Source organism: Streptomyces sp. A0642 (assembly GCF_004795105.1).
Classification (GTDB): Bacteria; Actinomycetota; Actinomycetes; order Streptomycetales; family Streptomycetaceae; genus Streptomyces.
Map to the genome: position 1 here is coordinate 38,347 of NZ_SSBL01000013.1, position 16,418 is coordinate 54,764.

Consider the following 16,418-nt stretch of genomic DNA (forward strand, 5'->3'; position numbering starts at 1 on the left):
ACCGCACGCACCGGACCCCGCAGCCTCATCGCCCGATCCGGACGAAAGGGCCTAACGGTCCAGCAGCCGGGCCAGCTCGGTCCGTGACCGCACGCCCAGCGCCGCGAACACATTGCGCAGATGGTGGTCGACGGTCCGGGTGCTCACCGAGAGCCGCAGCGCCACCTCACGGTTGGTGGCCCCCTCGGCGACGCACCGGGCGATGCGCTGCTGCTGCGGGGTGAGCGCGGCAAGCGGATCCGTGCCCCCCGTCGCCGCCGGGCCGTCCACGGCCTCGCCGGCGGCCCGCAGCTCACCGCTCGCCCTGTCGGTCCAGGCCCGTGCACCGCACCGCTCGAAGGCGACCAGGGCGTCCCGCAGCGGGCCCCTGGCCTCCCGGGTGCGGCGGCGCCGGCGCAGCCACGCCCCGTAGAGCAGCTGGGTGCGGGCGCGTTCGAAGTCGCCGCCCGCGCGCTCGTGGTGGGCGAGCGCCTCCTCGTACCGTCCGGCGACATCGGCCGGCGCCGCCAGCAGGGCCCGGCAGCGGGCCAGTTGGGCGGGGGCCTGGGGGTCGGTGGTGCGGGTGACCCACACGGCGAACTCCGCCACGGCGTCGGCGACCGGGTCCGCTCCCCTGCCCCGGTCCGCCCGCCCGGCCAGGACGGAGGCCTCGACGTAGCACGGCACGGCGAGCATGCGGGTCGCGAAGTGCCCGCGCCGCGGACCGGGCCGCACGAGCGGGTCGAGCCGGGCCGCCGCCGCGCCGGAGCGGCCCGCCGCCAGGTCCGCGCGGGCGAGCGCCCAGGTGGCGAGGGTCGCGGCCTGGACGAGTCCGTGGGGGCCGGCGCCCGCGAGGGCGGCGTCGGCATGGGCGGCGCAGACTTCCGGGCCGCCCTCCACGGAAGCGGCGAGGGCGAGTACGGCGTGCAGGTGGGAGGCGGTGTTGGGCTGTCCGGTACGCCGGGCGGCGTGCAGGCCCTCCCGGGCGTGGGCGCGGGCGGGACCGTGGCGGCCGGCCCGGAGCTCGGCGTACGCCAGGTGCTCCAGCGCCTGCGGCAGCAGGGCCTCGGGGCCCGCCGACCGTACGACGGCCAGGGCCCGGGTCCCCAGACGGCAGGCGGCGTCGACGTCGCCCAGCACCAGGGCCGAGACCCCGCCGCGCATCAGGGCGGCGGGCTCGTGCGCCCGGCCGGCCGAGTCGAGGCAGCGGCGCAGCAGCGCCTGCCCTTCGGCGATCCGTCCGCACAGCAGCGCGCTCATGCCGTCGCTGTACCGGGCGAGGGCCGGATCGGTCACGGAGACGGGGATCCGGGTCATTGCGTCGAGGTACGCGAGTGCGTCCCCCATCGCCCAGGCGGCCTCGGCGGCGGCGAGCTGGGCCTCGAGCGCGCGGCACGGGTCGTGCGGTGCGAGCAGCACCGCGGCGGTGAGGAGGGCCTCGTGGGCGTCGGCGGCCGGTCCGTCGCGCAGGGCGAGCAGTCCGCGCACCAGATGCGCTCCGTGGTGCGCGGGGTGCGCGCCGGCCCGGGACAGCAGCGCACGGGCCCGGCCGGCGTCGCCCGCGAGCCGGGTGTGTTCGGCGGCGTCGGCGAACCGGGCGGCCCGCACCGCCTCGTCGGTGGAGAGCACGGCGGCACGGGCGAGCGCGGCCGCCCGCTCGGCATGCGGGCGCGGGGCCACGGCCGCCGCCACCAGCGCGTCCGCCAGCCGGTCGTCCGGGCCCGCGGCGGCGCAGGCCCACTGGACGAGCGCCGGGAGCATGGACGGCACGGCCGCGCGGTACCCGGTCCCGGGTGCGGGAGCGTCCCCCGGGTGCCAACCGGAAGCCACCGCCCGCCCGTCCCCCGAGCGGGAATCGGAAGCCACCGCCCACCGGTCCCCCGGGCGGGAATCGGGGATCGCGTACGAAACGGGCGAGGTGTGAGGAGCAGCCGTCCCGTACGCCACCGACCCTGCCCCCGGAGTCCGTCGCCGGGGGCGGCGGTCTCGGACGCCCGGCGGGACCGGCGTCAGGAGGGTGGCGAGCAGTCCGTGCACCGCGCGCCGGTGCTGCGGGGAGGCGCGGTGCAGGACCGCCCGGCGCAGCAGGGGGTGGCTGAAGTGGAGCCGGTCGCCGGCTCGTTGGAGGGCGCCGGCGGTGCCGGCCGGGGTGAGCAGGGCCTGATCGAGCACGGCGGGGCCGAGGCCGGCCGAGGCGGCAGCGCGGAGCAGGAGGGTCACGTCCGTGCCGGCGCCCTCCGGTTCGTGCTCCTGCGCCGCGGCCGCGAGCAGAAGGAGTGTGCGGGTGTCCGGGGGCAGCCCGTCGAGGCGGGCGGCGTGCGCGTCCAGGACCTCTTCGGCGCCGGGCAGCGGATAGGGGGGCGGGGTGCGGCCCGCCAGTTGGCCGGGGGTGAGCCGGGCCGCCAGTCCGGCGAGCAGCCGGGGGTTTCCGGCCGCCTCCCGCAGGAGTTCGCCGCGGACGACCGGGTCCACCCGGTCGGCGGCGCCCGCGGCGTCGGTGATCCGGTCCAGGAGGGCCGCCGCCGCGTCGTCGCCGAGGGGGCCGAGCCGGAGCGCGGGCAGCCCCGCGAAGCCGGCCTCGTCACCGGCGCCGATCAGCACCGCGACCCGGCTGCCCGCGCCGAGTCTGCGGGCCGCGAAGACGAGGGCGTCGCGTGAGTCGGGATCCCAGGCGTGCGCGTCGTCCACACAGACCAGCAGGGGCCGGTCCGCACCGAGTTGCCGCAGCAGCACGAGCAGGGCCGTGGGGCTGATGCCGTCGCGCAGCACCCGGTCGGGCGGCGAGGGGAGCGGGCCCGGGGCCGAACAGAGCAGGGCGTGAAGCCCGCTGTACGGCAGCCGCTGTTCGGCGGGGGCGGCGGTGGCGTACAGGACGGGTCCGGTCCGCCGGTCACGGTGTGCGGCCACGGCCTCGTCCAGGAGCGCGGTGCGGCCGACGCCGGGCAGCGCGGTCAGTACCAGCGCGCCGCCGTCACCGTCCCGCAGTCGCGCCAACAGGGTGTCCAGAATGGCGAGTTCACCGCTGCGGCCGTACAGCCGGAGCGGACTGTGCACGGTCGTCGATGGAGTCACACCAGCACGTTACTTCCGCGTAAACAGTGCCGGAAGACGCGCGTCCGGCCCCGCCCCGCCCGCGGCGGGTTGCGGGGCATCCTCCCAAGTAGGGCCGGAGTTGGCTGTGCACGCGCACAGTCCGGGCCCATTCCCGCGCGCGGTCCGGACCCGGGACGGGGACGGCGAAGGGCCGGACCGGACCGGACCGGGCCGGGAACGGCGGCAGACCGGACCGGGAACGGGAACGGCGAAGGGCCGGACCGCCGTTCGCGGTCCGGCCCTCACCGGGCGTCAGGGGTTACGACGTGTGGGGGCAGTTGCCCCGCGATTCGGCGATCGTCAGGCTCACCTGCGGGACCGGGCAGAGGAACTGCTCGTACCGGGTGTCGTTGTCGATGAAGCGCTTCAGCCACGAAATGCTGTACTTCGCGATCGTGGTGTTGGAGGAGTTGGGCGTGAAGTGCGTGGCCCCGCGCAGCTCCACGTACGCCTTGTCCAGGCTGCTCGGGAGCGACTGGTAGAAGGGCTCCGAGTGGGTGGCGACGGGGGCGATCGTGTCGCCGTCCGCGCCGAAGATCAGGGTGGGCGTGCGGACTTCGGGCCAGGTGGTGTCGAGGTTCCAGCCGGTCAGCGGGATCGCCGCCTTCAGCGAGGTGCGGCTCTTCGCGGCCTCCAGGGTGCCGCCTCCGCCCATGGAGTGGCCCATCACGCCGAGCCGTGAGGTGTCGATCCGGCTGCGCACCGCGCTCGACTTCGTCAGGTAGTCCAGCGCGGCCAGGAGCTGACGGCCGCGGCTGTCCGGCTGGTCCACGGTGGTGTTGGTGTCGATGGTGAAGACGACGAAGCCCTGCGAGGCGAGCCGCGGCCCGAGCCAGGCGATGCTGGACTGGTAGGCGGTGAAGCCGGGCGAGATGGCGACCGCGCCGAAGGTGCCGTCCGCGGTGGACGTCGGGTAGTAGATCGTGCCGCCGCCGAAGCCGCTGACGCCCAGTGACGAGACGCTGGTCTGCGAGACCGCGTACGGCCCGCGGCTCGCCTCGATGCTCGAGTTGCTCGGCGCCGGGCCACGCTCATACGGATTGTCGGCCGCCTGGGCGCCGGGCATCAGTGCGGTGCACAGGCCAGCGGTGGCGACGCCGGCGGCCAGCAGGCCCCTGACGAGGCGTGCGCGGCTCTTGGACATCCGGTGGCGCGGGGAGGTGTCGCCGGAGGGGAGGTGCTGCACGGGAGGGTCCTCTCGGTCGTGGCGGGGAGCCACACCGGGCAGGGACCGCAAGCCCGTCGTCACCGGGGGCCTTCGGGGTGCACCGCGTGGAACCGCCGTTGTTCTCTGGCGGTCGCCACTGTTGCGGTGCGCCCCGAGGCGCACATCGGCAAGTTCACCGGTCTCGGGCCGGCGGGCGCCCCTTGCCGGACCGAGGTGGAGCGGGTACCGGGCCTCGCACAGAGCACCCTCAGCGCGCCAGGGGCCCGGCTTCCCGCACCGCGCCCCCAACCTCAGCGGACCGGGTGCCCGGCTTCCCGCAGAGCGCCCCCAACCTCAGCGGACCGGATGCCCGGCTTCCCGCAGAGCGCCCCCAACCTCAGCGGACCGGATGCCCGGCTTCCCGCAGAGCGCCCTTGACCTCGGAGATGCGCAGATCACCGAAGTGGAAGACGGACGCGGCGAGGACCGCGTCGGCCCCGGCGTCGACGGCCGGCGCGAAGTCCGCGAGCCGGCCCGCACCCCCGGAGGCGATGACGGGAACGCTCACGTGCTTCCGGACGGCCCTGATCATCTCGGTGTCGTAGCCGTCCTTGGTGCCGTCGGCGTCCATCGAGTTGAGCAGGATCTCGCCCGCGCCGAGTTCGGCGGCCCGGTGCGCCCACTCGACGGCGTCGATGCCGGTGCCCCTGCGGCCGCCGTGCGTGGTGACCTCGAAGGTGCCCGAGGGGGTGCGCCGGGCGTCCACGGAGAGCACCAGCACCTGGCGGCCGAAGCGCTCGGCGATCTCCCGGATCAGCTCCGGCCGGGCGATGGCCGCGGTGTTGACGCCGACCTTGTCGGCACCGGCCCGCAGGAGCTTGTCGACGTCGTCGGAGGCGCGGACGCCGCCGCCGACCGTGAGCGGGATGAAGACCTGCTCGGCGGTGCGGCGCACCACGTCGTAGGTCGTCTCCCGGTCACCGCTGGACGCGGTGATGTCGAGGAAGGTCAGCTCGTCGGCGCCCTCGGCGTCGTACAGCTTCGCCATCTCGACGGGGTCGCCGGCATCGCGCAGGTTCTGGAAGTTGACGCCCTTGACGACCCGCCCGTTGTCCACGTCGAGACACGGGATGACACGAACCGCGAGCGTCATCACGCACCTGCCCGGTAGGCCTCGACCTCGACCTCGACGACCAGGCTCGGGTCGACGAAGCCGGACACAATGATCATGCTGGCGGCGGGGCGCACCGCGTCGAACAGCTCTTTGTGGGCGCGGCCGACCTCGTCCACGTCCCTGGCGTGCGTGATGTACATCCGGGTGCGGACGACGTCCTCGCGTCCGAGGCCCACCTGCTTCAGCGCCTCGAAGGCGACCTCGAAGGAGGTGACGGCCTGCTCGTAGGGGCTGCCCGCGGAGATCTGGCCGCCCACCACGGACGTGCAGCCGGCCACGAGCACCAGCCCGTTGGAGAGTTCGACCGCCCGGGAGTAGCCGAACTTCTCCTCCCAGGGGGCGCCGGAGGAGATGCGCTTGACGGAGTCGCTCATGCGGAGACCGCCTCCAGGGCCTCTTCGAGGGTGAACGCCTTCGCGTACAGGGCCTTGCCGACGATGGCGCCCTCGACGCCGGCCGGGACGAGCGTGGAGAGGGCCCGCAGGTCGTCGAGCGAGGAGACGCCGCCGGAGGCGACGACCGGCTTGTCCGTGGCCGCGCAGACGTTCTTCAGGAGCTCCAGGTTGGGGCCCTGGAGGGTGCCGTCCTTGGCGATGTCGGTGACCACGTAGCGGGCGCAGCCCTCGGAGTCGAGGCGGGCGAGCGTCTCGTAGAGGTCGCCGCCGTCGCGGGTCCAGCCGCGGCCGCGCAGCGTGGTGCCGCGGACGTCCAGGCCGACCGCGATCTTGTCGCCGAACTCGGCGATGACCTTGGCGACCCATTCCGGGGTCTCCAGGGCGGCCGTGCCGAGGTTGACGCGGCGGCAGCCGGTGGCGAGGGCGGCGGCGAGCGTGGCGTCGTCGCGGATGCCGCCGGAGAGCTCGACCTTGATGTCCATGGCGCCGGCCACCTCGGCGATGAGCGCCCGGTTGTCACCGGTGCCGAAGGCGGCGTCCAGGTCGACCAGGTGCAGCCATTCGGCGCCGGAGCGCTGCCAGGCGAGTGCGGCCTCCAGCGGGGAGCCGTAGGAGGTCTCGGAGCCGGACTCGCCGTGCACCAGGCGGACCGCCTGGCCGTCGCGGACGTCAACGGCGGGGAGCAGTTCAAGCTTCGGCATTACAGCGTCTCGATCCAGTTGGTCAGCAGCTGGGCGCCGGCGTCGCCGGACTTCTCGGGGTGGAACTGGGTGGCCCACAGCGCGCCGTTCTCGACGGCCGCCACGAACCGTTCGCCGTGCGTGGCCCAGGTGACCTTGGGGGCACGGATCTTGGCGTTGGTGACTTCGAGGGACCAGTCGTGCGCCGCGTAGGAGTGCACGAAGTAGTACCGGGCCCCGGCGTCGAGTCCGGCGAACAGCCGTGAGTCCTCGGGGGCCTCCACGGTGTTCCACCCCATGTGCGGGACGACGTCGGCCTGGAGCGGTCCGACGGTGCCGGGCCACTCGTCGAGCCCCTCCGTCTCCACTCCGTGCTCGATGCCGCGCTCGAAGAGGATCTGCATGCCTACGCAGATGCCCATGACGGGGCGCCCGCCGGCGAGCCGGCGGCCGATGATCCATTCGCCGCGGGCCTTCTTCAGCCCCTCCATGCAGGCGGAGAACGCGCCGACACCGGGCACCAGCAGCCCGTCGGCGTTCATCGCCGTGTCGAAGTCGCGGGTGATCTCCACGTCGGCGCCGACACGGGCCAGGGCGCGCTCGGCGGACCGGACGTTGCCGAAGCCGTAGTCGAAGACGACGACCTTCTTCTTCGTATCCACGTTTCGCTCCTCAGTCCCAGAGGCCCTGGATCCGCATGACGCCTGCCACCAGGCACATCACGGAGGCGATCCCGAGCAGCACGATGACGCCCTTGGGCATCCCCTGCTTCGAGAAGGAGTAGACCCCGCCGGCCAGGAAGAGGCCGACCAGGATCAGGACGGTGTTGAGGCCGGTCACAGGGCGCCCTTCGTGGAGGGGAGGATGCCGGCCGCGCGCGGGTCGTGCTCGCTGGCGTAGCGCAGGGCGCGGGCGAGCGCCTTGAACTGGCACTCCACGATGTGGTGGGCGTTGCGTCCGTACGGGACGTGGACGTGCAGGGCGATCTGCGCCTGGGCGACGAAGGACTCCAGGATGTGCCGGGTCATCGTCGTGTCGTAGGCGCCGATCATCGGCGCCATGTTCTCGGGCTCGGTGTGCACCAGGTACGGCCGGCCGGAGAGGTCGACGGTGACCTGGGCGAGCGACTCGTCCAGCGGGACGGTGCAGTTGCCGAAGCGGTAGATGCCGACCTTGTCGCCGAGGGCCTGCTTGAACGCGGCGCCGAGGGCGAGGGCGGTGTCCTCGATGGTGTGGTGCGAGTCGATGTGCAGGTCGCCGTCGGTCTTGACCGTGAGGTCGAACAGTCCGTGGCGGCCGAGCTGGTCGAGCATGTGGTCGTAGAAGCCGACCCCGGTCGCGACATCGACCTTGCCGCTGCCGTCGAGGTTGATCTCGACGACGACGGAGGTTTCCTTGGTGGTCCGCTCCACTCTTCCTACGCGGGCCTCGCGAGTCATGCGTCGTGCTCCTTCTTCAGTTCGCGTACCGCATCGAGGAACGCGTCGTTCTCTGCCGGGGTCCCCGCGGAGACCCGCAGCCATCCCGGTACGCCGTTGTCCCGGACCAGGACGCCCCGGTCGAGGATGTGCCGCCAGGCGGTGTGGCTGTCGGCGAACCGGCCGAACTGGACGAAGTTGGCGTCCGAGTCGGTGACGTCGAAGCCCTGTGCGCGCAGCTCGGTGACGATCCGGTCGCGCTCGCTCTTGAGCTGCGCGACGTACCCGAGGAGCGTATCGGTGTGCTCCAGGGCGGCGAGCGCGGTGGCCTGGGTGACGGAGGACAGGTGGTACGGCAGCCGCACCAGCTGGACCGCGTCGACGACGGCCGGGTCCGCGGCGAGGTAGCCGAGGCGCAGTCCCGCGGCGCCGAACGCCTTCGACATGGTGCGGGAGAGCACCAGGCGGGGGCGGCCCTCGATCAGCGGGAGCAGCGAGGCGTGGTGGCTGAATTCGCCGTACGCCTCGTCGACCACGACCATCGACGGCCCGGCGGCCTGTGCGGCGTCGTACAGCGCGAGGACGGTGTCCGCGTCGACGGCGGTGCCGGTGGGGTTGTTGGGCGAGGTGATGAAGACGACGTGGGGGCGGTGCTCGGCGATGGCCGCGCGGGCCGCGTCGACGTCGATGGTGAAGTCCTCGTTGCGCGGTCCGGAGATCCAGCCGGTGCCGGTGCCGCGGGCGATGAGGGCGTGCATCGAGTACGAGGGCTCGAAGCCGATCGCGGTGCGGCCGGGGCCCCCGAAGGTCTGCAGCAGCTGCTGGAGCACCTCGTTGGAGCCGTTGGCCGCCCACACGTGGGCGCGGGTGACCTCGTGCCCGGCGGTGCGGGTGAGGTAGCGGGCGAGCTCGGTGCGGAGCTCGACGGCGTCCCGGTCGGGGTAGCGGTTGAGGTCGCGGGCGGCCTCGCGGACCCGTTCGGCGATCCGGTCGACGAGCGCATCGGGAAGCGGGTACGGGTTCTCGTTGGTGTTCAGCCGGACGGGTACGTCGAGCTGGGGCGCCCCGTACGGGGACTTGCCGCGCAGCTCGTCGCGGACGGGGAGGTCGTCGATGCGGGTCTTGCCGTTCGTCACTGCTGCGGAACCTTCCACCCGAACCTGGCCTTGAGCGCGGCGCCGTGGGCGGGGAGGTCCTCCGCCTCGGCGAGGGTCACCACGTGGTGGGTGACCTCGGCGAGCGCGTCGCGCGTGTAGTCGACGATGTGGATGCCGCGCAGGAAGGACTGCACGGACAGGCCCGAGGAGTGGCAGGCGCAGCCGCCGGTGGGCAGGACGTGATTGGAGCCGGCGCAGTAGTCACCGAGGGAGACGGGCGACCAGGGTCCGACGAAGATCGCGCCGGCGTTGCGGACGCGGCCGGCGAGGGCCGCGGCGTCGGCGGTCTGGATCTCCAGGTGCTCCGCGGCGTACGCGTCGACGACCTTGAGACCGTCCTCCAGGTCGTTGACCAGGACGATCGCGGACTGGCGGCCGGCCAGCGCGGGCTCGATCCGGTCGGTGACGTGCTTGGTGGCGGCCACCTGTGGCTCCAGCTCGGCCTCGGTGGCGGCCGCGAGCACCTCGGAGTCGGTGACCAGCACCGCGGCGGCCATCGGGTCGTGCTCGGCCTGGCTGATGAGGTCGGCGGCGACGTGGACCGGGTCGGCGGTGGCGTCGGCGAGGATCGCGATCTCGGTGGGACCGGCCTCCGCGTCGATGCCGATGCGGCCCTTGAGGAGGCGCTTGGCGGCGGCGACGTAGATGTTGCCGGGTCCGGTGACGAGGTTCACGGGCAGGCAGTCCTCGGTGCCGTACGCGAACATCGCGATGGCCTGGGCGCCGCCGGCGGCGTAGACCTCGTCCACGCCGAGCAGGGCGCAGGCGGCCAGGATCGTGGGGTGCGGCAGTCCGCCGAACTCCTTCTGGGGCGGGGACGCGACGGCGACGCCCTCGACGCCGGCCTCCTGGGCGGGGACCACGTTCATGACGACGGAGGACGGGTAGACCGAACGCCCGCCCGGCACGTACAGCCCGACGCGCTCGACCGGCACCCACTTCTCGGTGACGGTGCCGCCGGGCACGACCTGCGTGGTGTGCGTGGTGCGGCGCTGCTCGCGGTGGACGAGACGGGCGCGGCGGATCGACTCCTCCAGTGCGGCGCGCACGGCGGGATCGAGCCGCTCCAGCGCGCCGGTGATGGCGTCGGCCGGGACGCGGATCGAGCCGAGCCGCACTCCGTCGAGTTTCTCCCCCCAGTCGATCACTGCCGCCGAGCCACGATGGCGTACGTCCTCGCAGATGGGCCGCACCGTCTCCAGGGCGGCTTCCACGTCGAACTCGGCACGGGGCAGCAGGTCGCGCAGGGCGCCGCCCTCGGGGAGGGCATCGCCGCGCAGATCGATTCGAGAGATCACACCGCAATTCTCGCAGACCGGCGCAGACGCCCGGACGCCCGTATCACTGGCTGATACATGCCCTCGGTGTGACGGCTGACTATGTGCGTTCACGTGGTCACTCAGAGGGAATAAGGGGAATACCGATTCACGGCTCCGAGCGGAGGGAGCGTCGGTGACCGAACCGCACGACGAATTTCCGGACGGCCTCAGCCCCGCCGAGCTGGGCATGTGGCAGTCCTTCCGGACCGGGACCACCTACGACCTGCGCGCCCGTGACGCGGCGCGCGACGATCCCTTCGCCCCCTACGTGTGGGGCCCCGAGCGCAGCGTGGAGGCCCGCGTCGTCGCCCGGCTGCTGCTGAGCGGCCCGCAGCCCCGGCCGGGGCGGGTGGCGGCACTGAAGCTCCGGGGGCTGCGGATCACCGGGAAGCTCGAACTGGCGGGCGGCCGCGTCGATCCGTACGTGGAGATGACGGGCTGCCGCTTCGATGAGGAAGTCCTGCTGCCCGAGTGCCACTTCACGACGCTGCGGCTGGTGGGGTGCGCGATGCCCCGGCTGGAGGCGGCGCGGCTGCGCACCGAGGGCGACCTGCACCTGCCGCGCTGCCGGGTCGAGCGCGGGATCCGGCTCTCGGACGCCCAGATCGGCACGGATCTGCTGATCAGCCAGATCGACGTCGGTCCCGACCGGCAGGGACGGGCGCTCGTCGGCGACGGACTCGCCGTCGCCCAGGACCTCCAGGCCGAGATGATCGAGACGCTCGGGGAGCTGAGCCTGCGCGGGGCGAAGGTGGGCGGCTCGCTGAGCCTGCGCGGCAGCCGGCTCCGGGCCACGCAGGGGCGCCGCGCGCTGAACGCCCCGCAGCTGAGCGTGGAGCGGACGCTGTACATGAGCGAGGCCTGGGTCAGCGTGGACACGGGCAACCAGGGCACCACTCCCCCGTACGGCATCGCCAACTCCCCCACACCGGCCCGCGGCACCCGCCCGCAGGCGTTCCGGTGCAGGGGCGGGGTGCGGCTGGACGACGGACGGTTCGGTGACGCGATCGATCTGCACAAGGCCGTCTTCGTGCTGGCCGCCCACGAGGAACTCTCACTGCGCCGGACGGTCGCGCCGGAGCTCCGCTTCAACCCGGAACGCCCGGCGCGGGGACGGGTCGTGCTCAACGGGGCGAAGGTCGTCACGCTCATCGACGTGTCGACCAGCTGGCCGGGCCCGGGCGGTCTGGCCATGGGCGGTTTCGTGTACGAGAACCTCGTCCCGTACGGACACTTCCCGCTCTCCCGCCGACTGGAATGGGTGGCGGCGGCGACCCCGGAGTACGTGCCGGAGCCGTACGAACGGCTGGCCGCCGTCCTCCGCAGCAGCGGGGAGGACGCGGACGCGCGCGAGGTGCTGCTCGCCAAGCAGCGGCGCCGCCGCGAGACGCTGCCGCCCGCCGCGAAGCTCTGGGGCTTCGTCCAGGACTGGACGGTGGCGTACGGCTACCGGCCGGGACGGGCCGCGGTGTGGATGGCGGTGTTGTGGGCCGCGGGAACGGTGGCGTTCTCGCGGTACGAACCGGCGTCGATCACGGGGAGCGAGCACCCCGAGTGGAATCCGGCCCTGTACGCGCTGGATCTGCTGGTGCCGGTGATCAACCTGGGTCAGGACGGGTACTGGCGGCTGGAGGGCGGCTGGCAGTGGATCGCGGCGGCTCTGGTACTGCTCGGATGGATACTGGCCACCACCGTCGCGGCGGGCGCCTCACGGCTGCTGCGCCGCGGCTGACCGGGGCGCGCGGCCCGCTGAAGGCGACCGGGGCCGCGGGCCTTGTGCCGGACGGCCCGAAGGGGGTCGACCGGATGCGTCCGCCACCGTCCGCCCAGCGCCGTCGCACGGCCGGACCGACGGAAACAGGCCAGTTTCCACGATTTCCTTTACTCTTTCTTGGACCGTGCCAGGGCAACCCTCCCACTCGGCACCAAAGCTTCACAGCACGCCCCTGGCGCCGCCCCGACCTGCGCTTTTCAATGGTCTGCACCATGCCTTTCCTCCGTACCCTGCTCCGTACCGCGCGCTTGATCCGGCACACCCCGGAGCTGTCGTCCGGGTTGCCCGCGGACCACGCGGTGATGCTCGACGCCCCCGACGAGCGGCTCTCGCCCGCGCTGGTGGCCGCCGCCCTCGGGGAGTACGAGCCGGCGGCGAAGCTGCTGGCGACCACCCGGGACGCCGCGGAGTGGGAGAGCCGGGACCGCTATCTGATCCGGCTCGTGGCCTTCGCCCGCAACCGGGACGGCTGGCTCCGCGACTGGCTGGCCGCCGCCCCGCACGACGCCGACGCGCTCCTCGTCAAGGCCCAGCTCGCGGTCGGGCGGGCCTGGGAGTCGCCGGCCCGCGCGGAGCAGCTGCGCGCGGTCGGACCGATGATCACCGCGGCGGCGGAGAGCCAGCCGCGCGATCCGGTGCCCTGGCGCCTCGCCCTGGACCACGCCCGCGGCACGCACGCGTCGCACACCACGTTCGAGGCGCTGTGGGAGCAGGCCCTGCAGCGCTCCACGCACCATTACGGCTGCCATGTCGCCGCCCTCCAGTACCTCTCCGCGGCCTGGTACGGCTCGCACCGCGAGTGCTTCGACTTCGCCGAGCGGGCGGCCGAGGACTCGCTGCCCAGTTCCCTGGTGCAGGCGCTGCCCCTGCGCGCGGCGTTCGCGGTGCTGACCGAGGGGCCGGGGGCCGGGTTCACCTCGGTGCAGGAGGAGCGGATCGACGCCGCTGCGGATCTGGCGATCTCGCTGTCCGCCTCCTTCGCCCCGGGCGACCCGTGGCCGGCCGAGGTGCGCAACCTGCTCGCGTACGTGCTGGTGGCGCGGGGCCGCTGGGACGAGGCGCTGGAGCAGTTCCGGCAGATCGGACCCCATGCGGCGTCGTTCCCGTGGACCTTCGTGTCCGACGATCCGCTCGGCAGGTTCCTCGACGCACGGGACACGGCGCGGCTCCGGGTGGCCTCCGGGACGCCGCTTCGCCACCGGGGCGTCCGGGGACGGGCCCGCGGCCATTACGCTTGACCGTTGTGACCACCGCTCGCCTGCCCCTGTTCCCGCTGAACGCGGTGCTGTTTCCCGGCCTCGTGCTGCCTCTGAACGTCTTCGAGGAGCGTTATCGCGCCCTGATGCGCGAGCTGTTGAAGACCGACGAGGACGAACCGCGCCGCTTCGCCGTGGTCGCCATCCGCGACGGCCGCGAGACCGCCCCGACGGGCTCGGGCATGCCTGACGCGATGACCCGGCCCGTCGAGCGCGGCCCGGCGGACGGCTTCGGTCCGGACCCCGTCCAGACGTTCCACCGGGTCGGCTGCATCGCCGACGCGGCGAAGATCAGGGAGCGTTCGGACGGCAGCTTCGAGGTCCTGGCGACGGGCACCAGCCGGGTGAGGCTGCTGTCCGTGGACGCGAGCGGCCCGTACCTCACCGCTGAGCTCGAAGAGCTGGAGGAGGATCCGGGCGACGAGGCCCAGGCGCTCACCGAAGGCGTCCTGCGCGCTTTCCGCAACTACCAGAAGCGGCTGGCCGGCGCGAGCGAGCGCTCCCTGACCACGGGCGCGGACCTGCCCGACGAGCCGTCGGTCGTCTCCTACCTGGTCGCCGCCGCGGCGACCCTGGACGTCCCCGCCAGGCAGCGGCTCCTCCAGGCCCCGGACACCGCGACCCGGCTCCGCGAGGAGCTGACGATCCTGCGCTCCGAGACGGCCGTCATCCGCCACCTTCCGTCGCTGCCCGCCGTGGACCTCACCCTCGCCCCGACCCACCCCAACTGAGCGACCGGAGGGCCCCTCCCCCGTGGCGAAGAAGCCGAAGAAGCAGCCCCAGTCCGGCGGCACCCCCGCGACGGTCGCCCTGACCGCGGCGGGCACGGAGTTCACGGTGCACGCCTACGAGCACGATCCCGCCTCGGCCTCCTACGGCGAGGAGGCGGCCGAGGCCCTGGGTGTCTCCCCCGACCGGGTGTTCAAGACCCTGGTGGCCGACGTGGACGGCCACCTGACGGTCGCGGTCGTCCCCGTCGCGGGCTCCCTGGACCTCAAGGCCCTGGCCTCGGCGGCCGGCGGCAAGCGCGCCACCATGGCGGACCCGGCGGCGGCGGAACGCACCACGGGCTATGTACGCGGCGGCATCTCGCCCCTGGGCCAGCGCAAGCGGCTGCCCACGGTGCTGGACGCGTCCGCGCGAGCGCACGCGACGATCTGTGTGTCGGCCGGCCGCCGGGGCCTGGAGGTCGAACTGTCCCCCACCGATCTGGCGGCGCTGACGGACGCGGTATTCGCCCCGATCGGGCGAGCCTGAGGGCTGTCCCGGTCACGGGAAGGGAGGGCAGGGGACGAGCCCCGTCGCAGCAGCCCTGCTCACGCCGACGCCACGACCCGAACGCCCCGATCCGGCTGGCTCAGGCCGACGGACCGGACGACGGCGGGCCCCCCTCGGGCGAGGACGAGGGCGAAGGGGACGACGAAGGCGAAGGGGTGGCCGACGGCGAGGGAGCCCCGGGCGCGGGCCCTCCGTAGACCCCCCACTCCGGCTCCGCGTCCCGCGGCCCGAACATCGCCGTCAGCCCCAGATGCACCGCCATCGCCGCCAGCGACCACGCGAGCAACGCCCCCTTCGCGTGCAGCTCCAGCGGTGCGTCGAAGACCACGCCCTTGCCGACCTCGCGCGCGTGGGCGACCACATCGTCCGTCGGTCCCAGCCGGGTGCCGATCTGCCACGCCAGGAGCGAACCGAGTACGCCGCCCACCGCGAGCGCCACCACGAAGGAGATCCCGCCCTTCCGGTGGAACCAGAAGACCAGCGCCGCGCACACCGCACCGAAGGCGAGCGCGAGGAGCGCGAACGTACCGTCGGCGCCGATCGCCTCCTCGCCCTCGCTGTCGCTGAGGAAGACGGCCGTGTCGTCGGAGACCAGCGGAACGCGCGGAGCCAGCCACAGCCAGAGCAGCCCGAGTGCGACCCCGGCGACCGTCACGGCGACGGCGACGAGGGCCGCCCGGCGCAGTTCCGCACGGAGTTCCGCGTCCTCGGGCGACCGCAGCAGGGTCCCGAGGTGGGAGCCGCCGGGGCCGCCCCCTTTCGGCGGCTTCTGCCACGGGTCGTGGGGCGAGGGCTGGTGCGGCGGCGTCAGAGGTGCTGTCACCGTGCCATCGTGCCAGGCGTCCCCGTGCCGCGCCTCACCGGACCGGGGGCCCGCCCCTCACCGCACCGCTGCCCTGCGGTACGCCCACGCCGCCACGGCGAGCGAGAGGACGCCCACAGCGGCGCAGACGGCCAGATCGACGGCGACGACGGCCCAGTCGGGGTGGGCGTCGAAGGACCGGGAGAGCGCCTCGACTCCGTACGTGGACGGCAGCAGGTCACGGGCCCATCCGATCGGCTCCGGCAGCCGGGCCGCGGGGAGCACTCCCAGCAGCAGCGCCGCGGACATGCCGAGCTGTCCCAGCAGGGTCGCGAGCTCCTGACGCGGCGCGAGCAGCCCGAGGGCGGCGCCGAGGCCGGAGAGGGCCGCGCCGGAGAGCGGGATGACGGCGACGAGCACCCACAGGTGGGTCATCGGCAGCCCGAACAGCACGCTTCCGGTCACGGCCGTCACGATCGTGCCGGGCACGGTGAAGGAGGCGTAGGCCCCGGCCGTACCGAGGACCACGGCGGCGGGCGGCACCGGCAGGGTCGCGTAGTGGTCGAGTCCGCCGCCGGCCCGCAGCTGCCCGAAGTACTGGGCGAGCAGGTTCAGCGCGACGAAGGCGACCACCAGGACGCTGGAGCCGGCCACGACGGCGCGGGCCTCGGAGCCGCCGTCCACCACCCCGCGCATCAGGACCATGATCCCGACGGACTGGAACGTCGCCACGAAGAGCAGCGGGATACGGGCGACCCGGGCCCGGGACAGCTGGGCCCGGTAGACCGCGGCGAGCGAGGGGAAGAGCCGGGCACGCGGGGCGAGCGGCGCGGGCGCCCCGCCCTGCACGCCGCCGTCATCCCCCGCCGGGCCGGGCGGGCCGGCGGACCGCGTCGCACAGCCCGCCGCGCTCTCCGGGCCGCCCGCACCCTCCCGGCCGTCCCGG

At 73.8% G+C, this 16,418-nt stretch carries 16 protein-coding genes; 4 read left to right on the top strand and 12 right to left on the bottom strand.

The annotated features are described in order from the left end of the window. Positions 1-51: 51 nt before the first annotated feature. The 10 genes from E6R60_RS21695 to hisD form a co-directional block, all read right to left on the bottom strand. On the bottom strand, positions 52-3,051 hold the full coding sequence (locus E6R60_RS21695; protein WP_240802646.1) for a LuxR family transcriptional regulator: 3,000 nt from the start codon (positions 3,049-3,051) through the stop codon (positions 52-54). A 280-nt stretch (positions 3,052-3,331) separates the two neighbouring features. Next, positions 3,332-4,216, bottom strand: a complete 885-nt coding sequence (locus E6R60_RS21700; RefSeq protein ID WP_136328404.1) for a dienelactone hydrolase family protein — start codon at positions 4,214-4,216, stop codon at positions 3,332-3,334. Between the two features lie 400 nt (positions 4,217-4,616). After that, entirely contained in the window at positions 4,617-5,372 is a 756-nt protein-coding gene (gene hisF, locus E6R60_RS21705) for an imidazole glycerol phosphate synthase subunit HisF (protein WP_136328293.1), read from the bottom strand. Beyond that, positions 5,372-5,767 carry a RidA family protein gene (locus E6R60_RS21710; RefSeq protein WP_136328294.1) on the bottom strand — a complete coding sequence of 132 codons (396 nt, stop codon included), beginning with the start codon at positions 5,765-5,767 and terminating at the stop codon, positions 5,372-5,374. The genes hisF and E6R60_RS21710 overlap by 1 nt, the downstream gene beginning before the upstream one ends. Further along, positions 5,764-6,489, bottom strand: coding sequence for a bifunctional 1-(5-phosphoribosyl)-5-((5-phosphoribosylamino)methylideneamino)imidazole-4-carboxamide isomerase/phosphoribosylanthranilate isomerase PriA (gene priA / locus E6R60_RS21715; RefSeq protein ID WP_136328295.1), 726 nt, complete (start codon positions 6,487-6,489; stop codon positions 5,764-5,766). Before priA ends, E6R60_RS21710 begins: the two co-directional genes overlap by 4 nt. Continuing rightward, complete coding sequence (gene hisH / locus E6R60_RS21720; RefSeq protein WP_136328296.1) at positions 6,489-7,130, bottom strand: imidazole glycerol phosphate synthase subunit HisH; 642 nt, start codon at positions 7,128-7,130, stop codon at positions 6,489-6,491. Before hisH ends, priA begins: the two co-directional genes overlap by 1 nt. Positions 7,131-7,140: 10 nt before the next feature. Further along, complete coding sequence (locus tag E6R60_RS36775; RefSeq protein ID WP_168713658.1) at positions 7,141-7,308, bottom strand: hypothetical protein; 168 nt, start codon at positions 7,306-7,308, stop codon at positions 7,141-7,143. Then, the gene (gene hisB, locus E6R60_RS21725; protein ID WP_136328297.1) at positions 7,305-7,907 is read right to left on the bottom strand and encodes an imidazoleglycerol-phosphate dehydratase HisB; all 603 of its coding nucleotides are present in this window, start codon (positions 7,905-7,907) and stop codon (positions 7,305-7,307) included. Before hisB ends, E6R60_RS36775 begins: the two co-directional genes overlap by 4 nt. Further along, a complete protein-coding gene (locus E6R60_RS21730; protein ID WP_136328298.1) occupies positions 7,904-9,022 on the bottom strand; it encodes a histidinol-phosphate transaminase in 1,119 nt (372 codons plus the stop codon). Before E6R60_RS21730 ends, hisB begins: the two co-directional genes overlap by 4 nt. Further along, the gene (hisD, locus tag E6R60_RS21735) at positions 9,019-10,341 is read right to left on the bottom strand and encodes a histidinol dehydrogenase (RefSeq protein ID WP_136328299.1); all 1,323 of its coding nucleotides are present in this window, start codon (positions 10,339-10,341) and stop codon (positions 9,019-9,021) included. Before hisD ends, E6R60_RS21730 begins: the two co-directional genes overlap by 4 nt. Before the next feature lie 154 nt (positions 10,342-10,495). Here hisD and E6R60_RS21740 point away from each other — a divergent pair, with 154 nt between their 5' ends. The 4 genes from E6R60_RS21740 (at position 10,496) to ybaK (ending at position 14,649) form a co-directional block, all read left to right on the top strand. After that, positions 10,496-12,094, top strand: coding sequence for an oxidoreductase (locus tag E6R60_RS21740; RefSeq protein ID WP_136328300.1), 1,599 nt, complete (start codon positions 10,496-10,498; stop codon positions 12,092-12,094). 242 nt (positions 12,095-12,336) lie between these two features. Continuing rightward, positions 12,337-13,374, top strand: coding sequence for a hypothetical protein (locus E6R60_RS21745; RefSeq protein WP_136328301.1), 1,038 nt, complete (start codon positions 12,337-12,339; stop codon positions 13,372-13,374). Between the two features lie 5 nt (positions 13,375-13,379). After that, a complete protein-coding gene (locus E6R60_RS21750) occupies positions 13,380-14,123 on the top strand; it encodes an LON peptidase substrate-binding domain-containing protein (protein ID WP_136328302.1) in 744 nt (247 codons plus the stop codon). 22 nt (positions 14,124-14,145) lie between these two features. Continuing rightward, positions 14,146-14,649, top strand: coding sequence for a Cys-tRNA(Pro) deacylase (gene ybaK, locus E6R60_RS21755; RefSeq protein WP_136328303.1), 504 nt, complete (start codon positions 14,146-14,148; stop codon positions 14,647-14,649). A gap of 100 nt (positions 14,650-14,749) precedes the next feature. Here the strand turns inward: ybaK and E6R60_RS21760 are convergent, their stop codons facing one another. Together E6R60_RS21760 and E6R60_RS21765 are read right to left on the bottom strand one after the other, a co-directional pair. Then, positions 14,750-15,493, bottom strand: coding sequence for an ABC transporter permease (locus tag E6R60_RS21760; RefSeq protein WP_136328304.1), 744 nt, complete (start codon positions 15,491-15,493; stop codon positions 14,750-14,752). Between the two features lie 57 nt (positions 15,494-15,550). Beyond that, a complete protein-coding gene (locus E6R60_RS21765; RefSeq protein ID WP_136328405.1) occupies positions 15,551-16,321 on the bottom strand; it encodes an ABC transporter permease in 771 nt (256 codons plus the stop codon). Positions 16,322-16,418: the final 97 nt, after the last annotated feature.

Coding starts and splice junctions, on each gene's coding strand:
- E6R60_RS21700 (WP_136328404.1), bottom strand. CDS start 4,216: ATGTCCAAGAGCCGCGCACGCCTCGTCAGGGGCCTGCTGGCCGCCGGC.
- hisF (WP_136328293.1), bottom strand. CDS start 5,372: ATGACGCTCGCGGTTCGTGTCATCCCGTGTCTCGACGTGGACAACGGG.
- E6R60_RS21710 (WP_136328294.1), bottom strand. CDS start 5,767: ATGAGCGACTCCGTCAAGCGCATCTCCTCCGGCGCCCCCTGGGAGGAG.
- priA (WP_136328295.1), bottom strand. CDS start 6,489: ATGCCGAAGCTTGAACTGCTCCCCGCCGTTGACGTCCGCGACGGCCAG.
- hisB (WP_136328297.1), bottom strand. CDS start 7,907: ATGACTCGCGAGGCCCGCGTAGGAAGAGTGGAGCGGACCACCAAGGAA.
- E6R60_RS21745 (WP_136328301.1), top strand. CDS start 12,337: ATGGTCTGCACCATGCCTTTCCTCCGTACCCTGCTCCGTACCGCGCGC.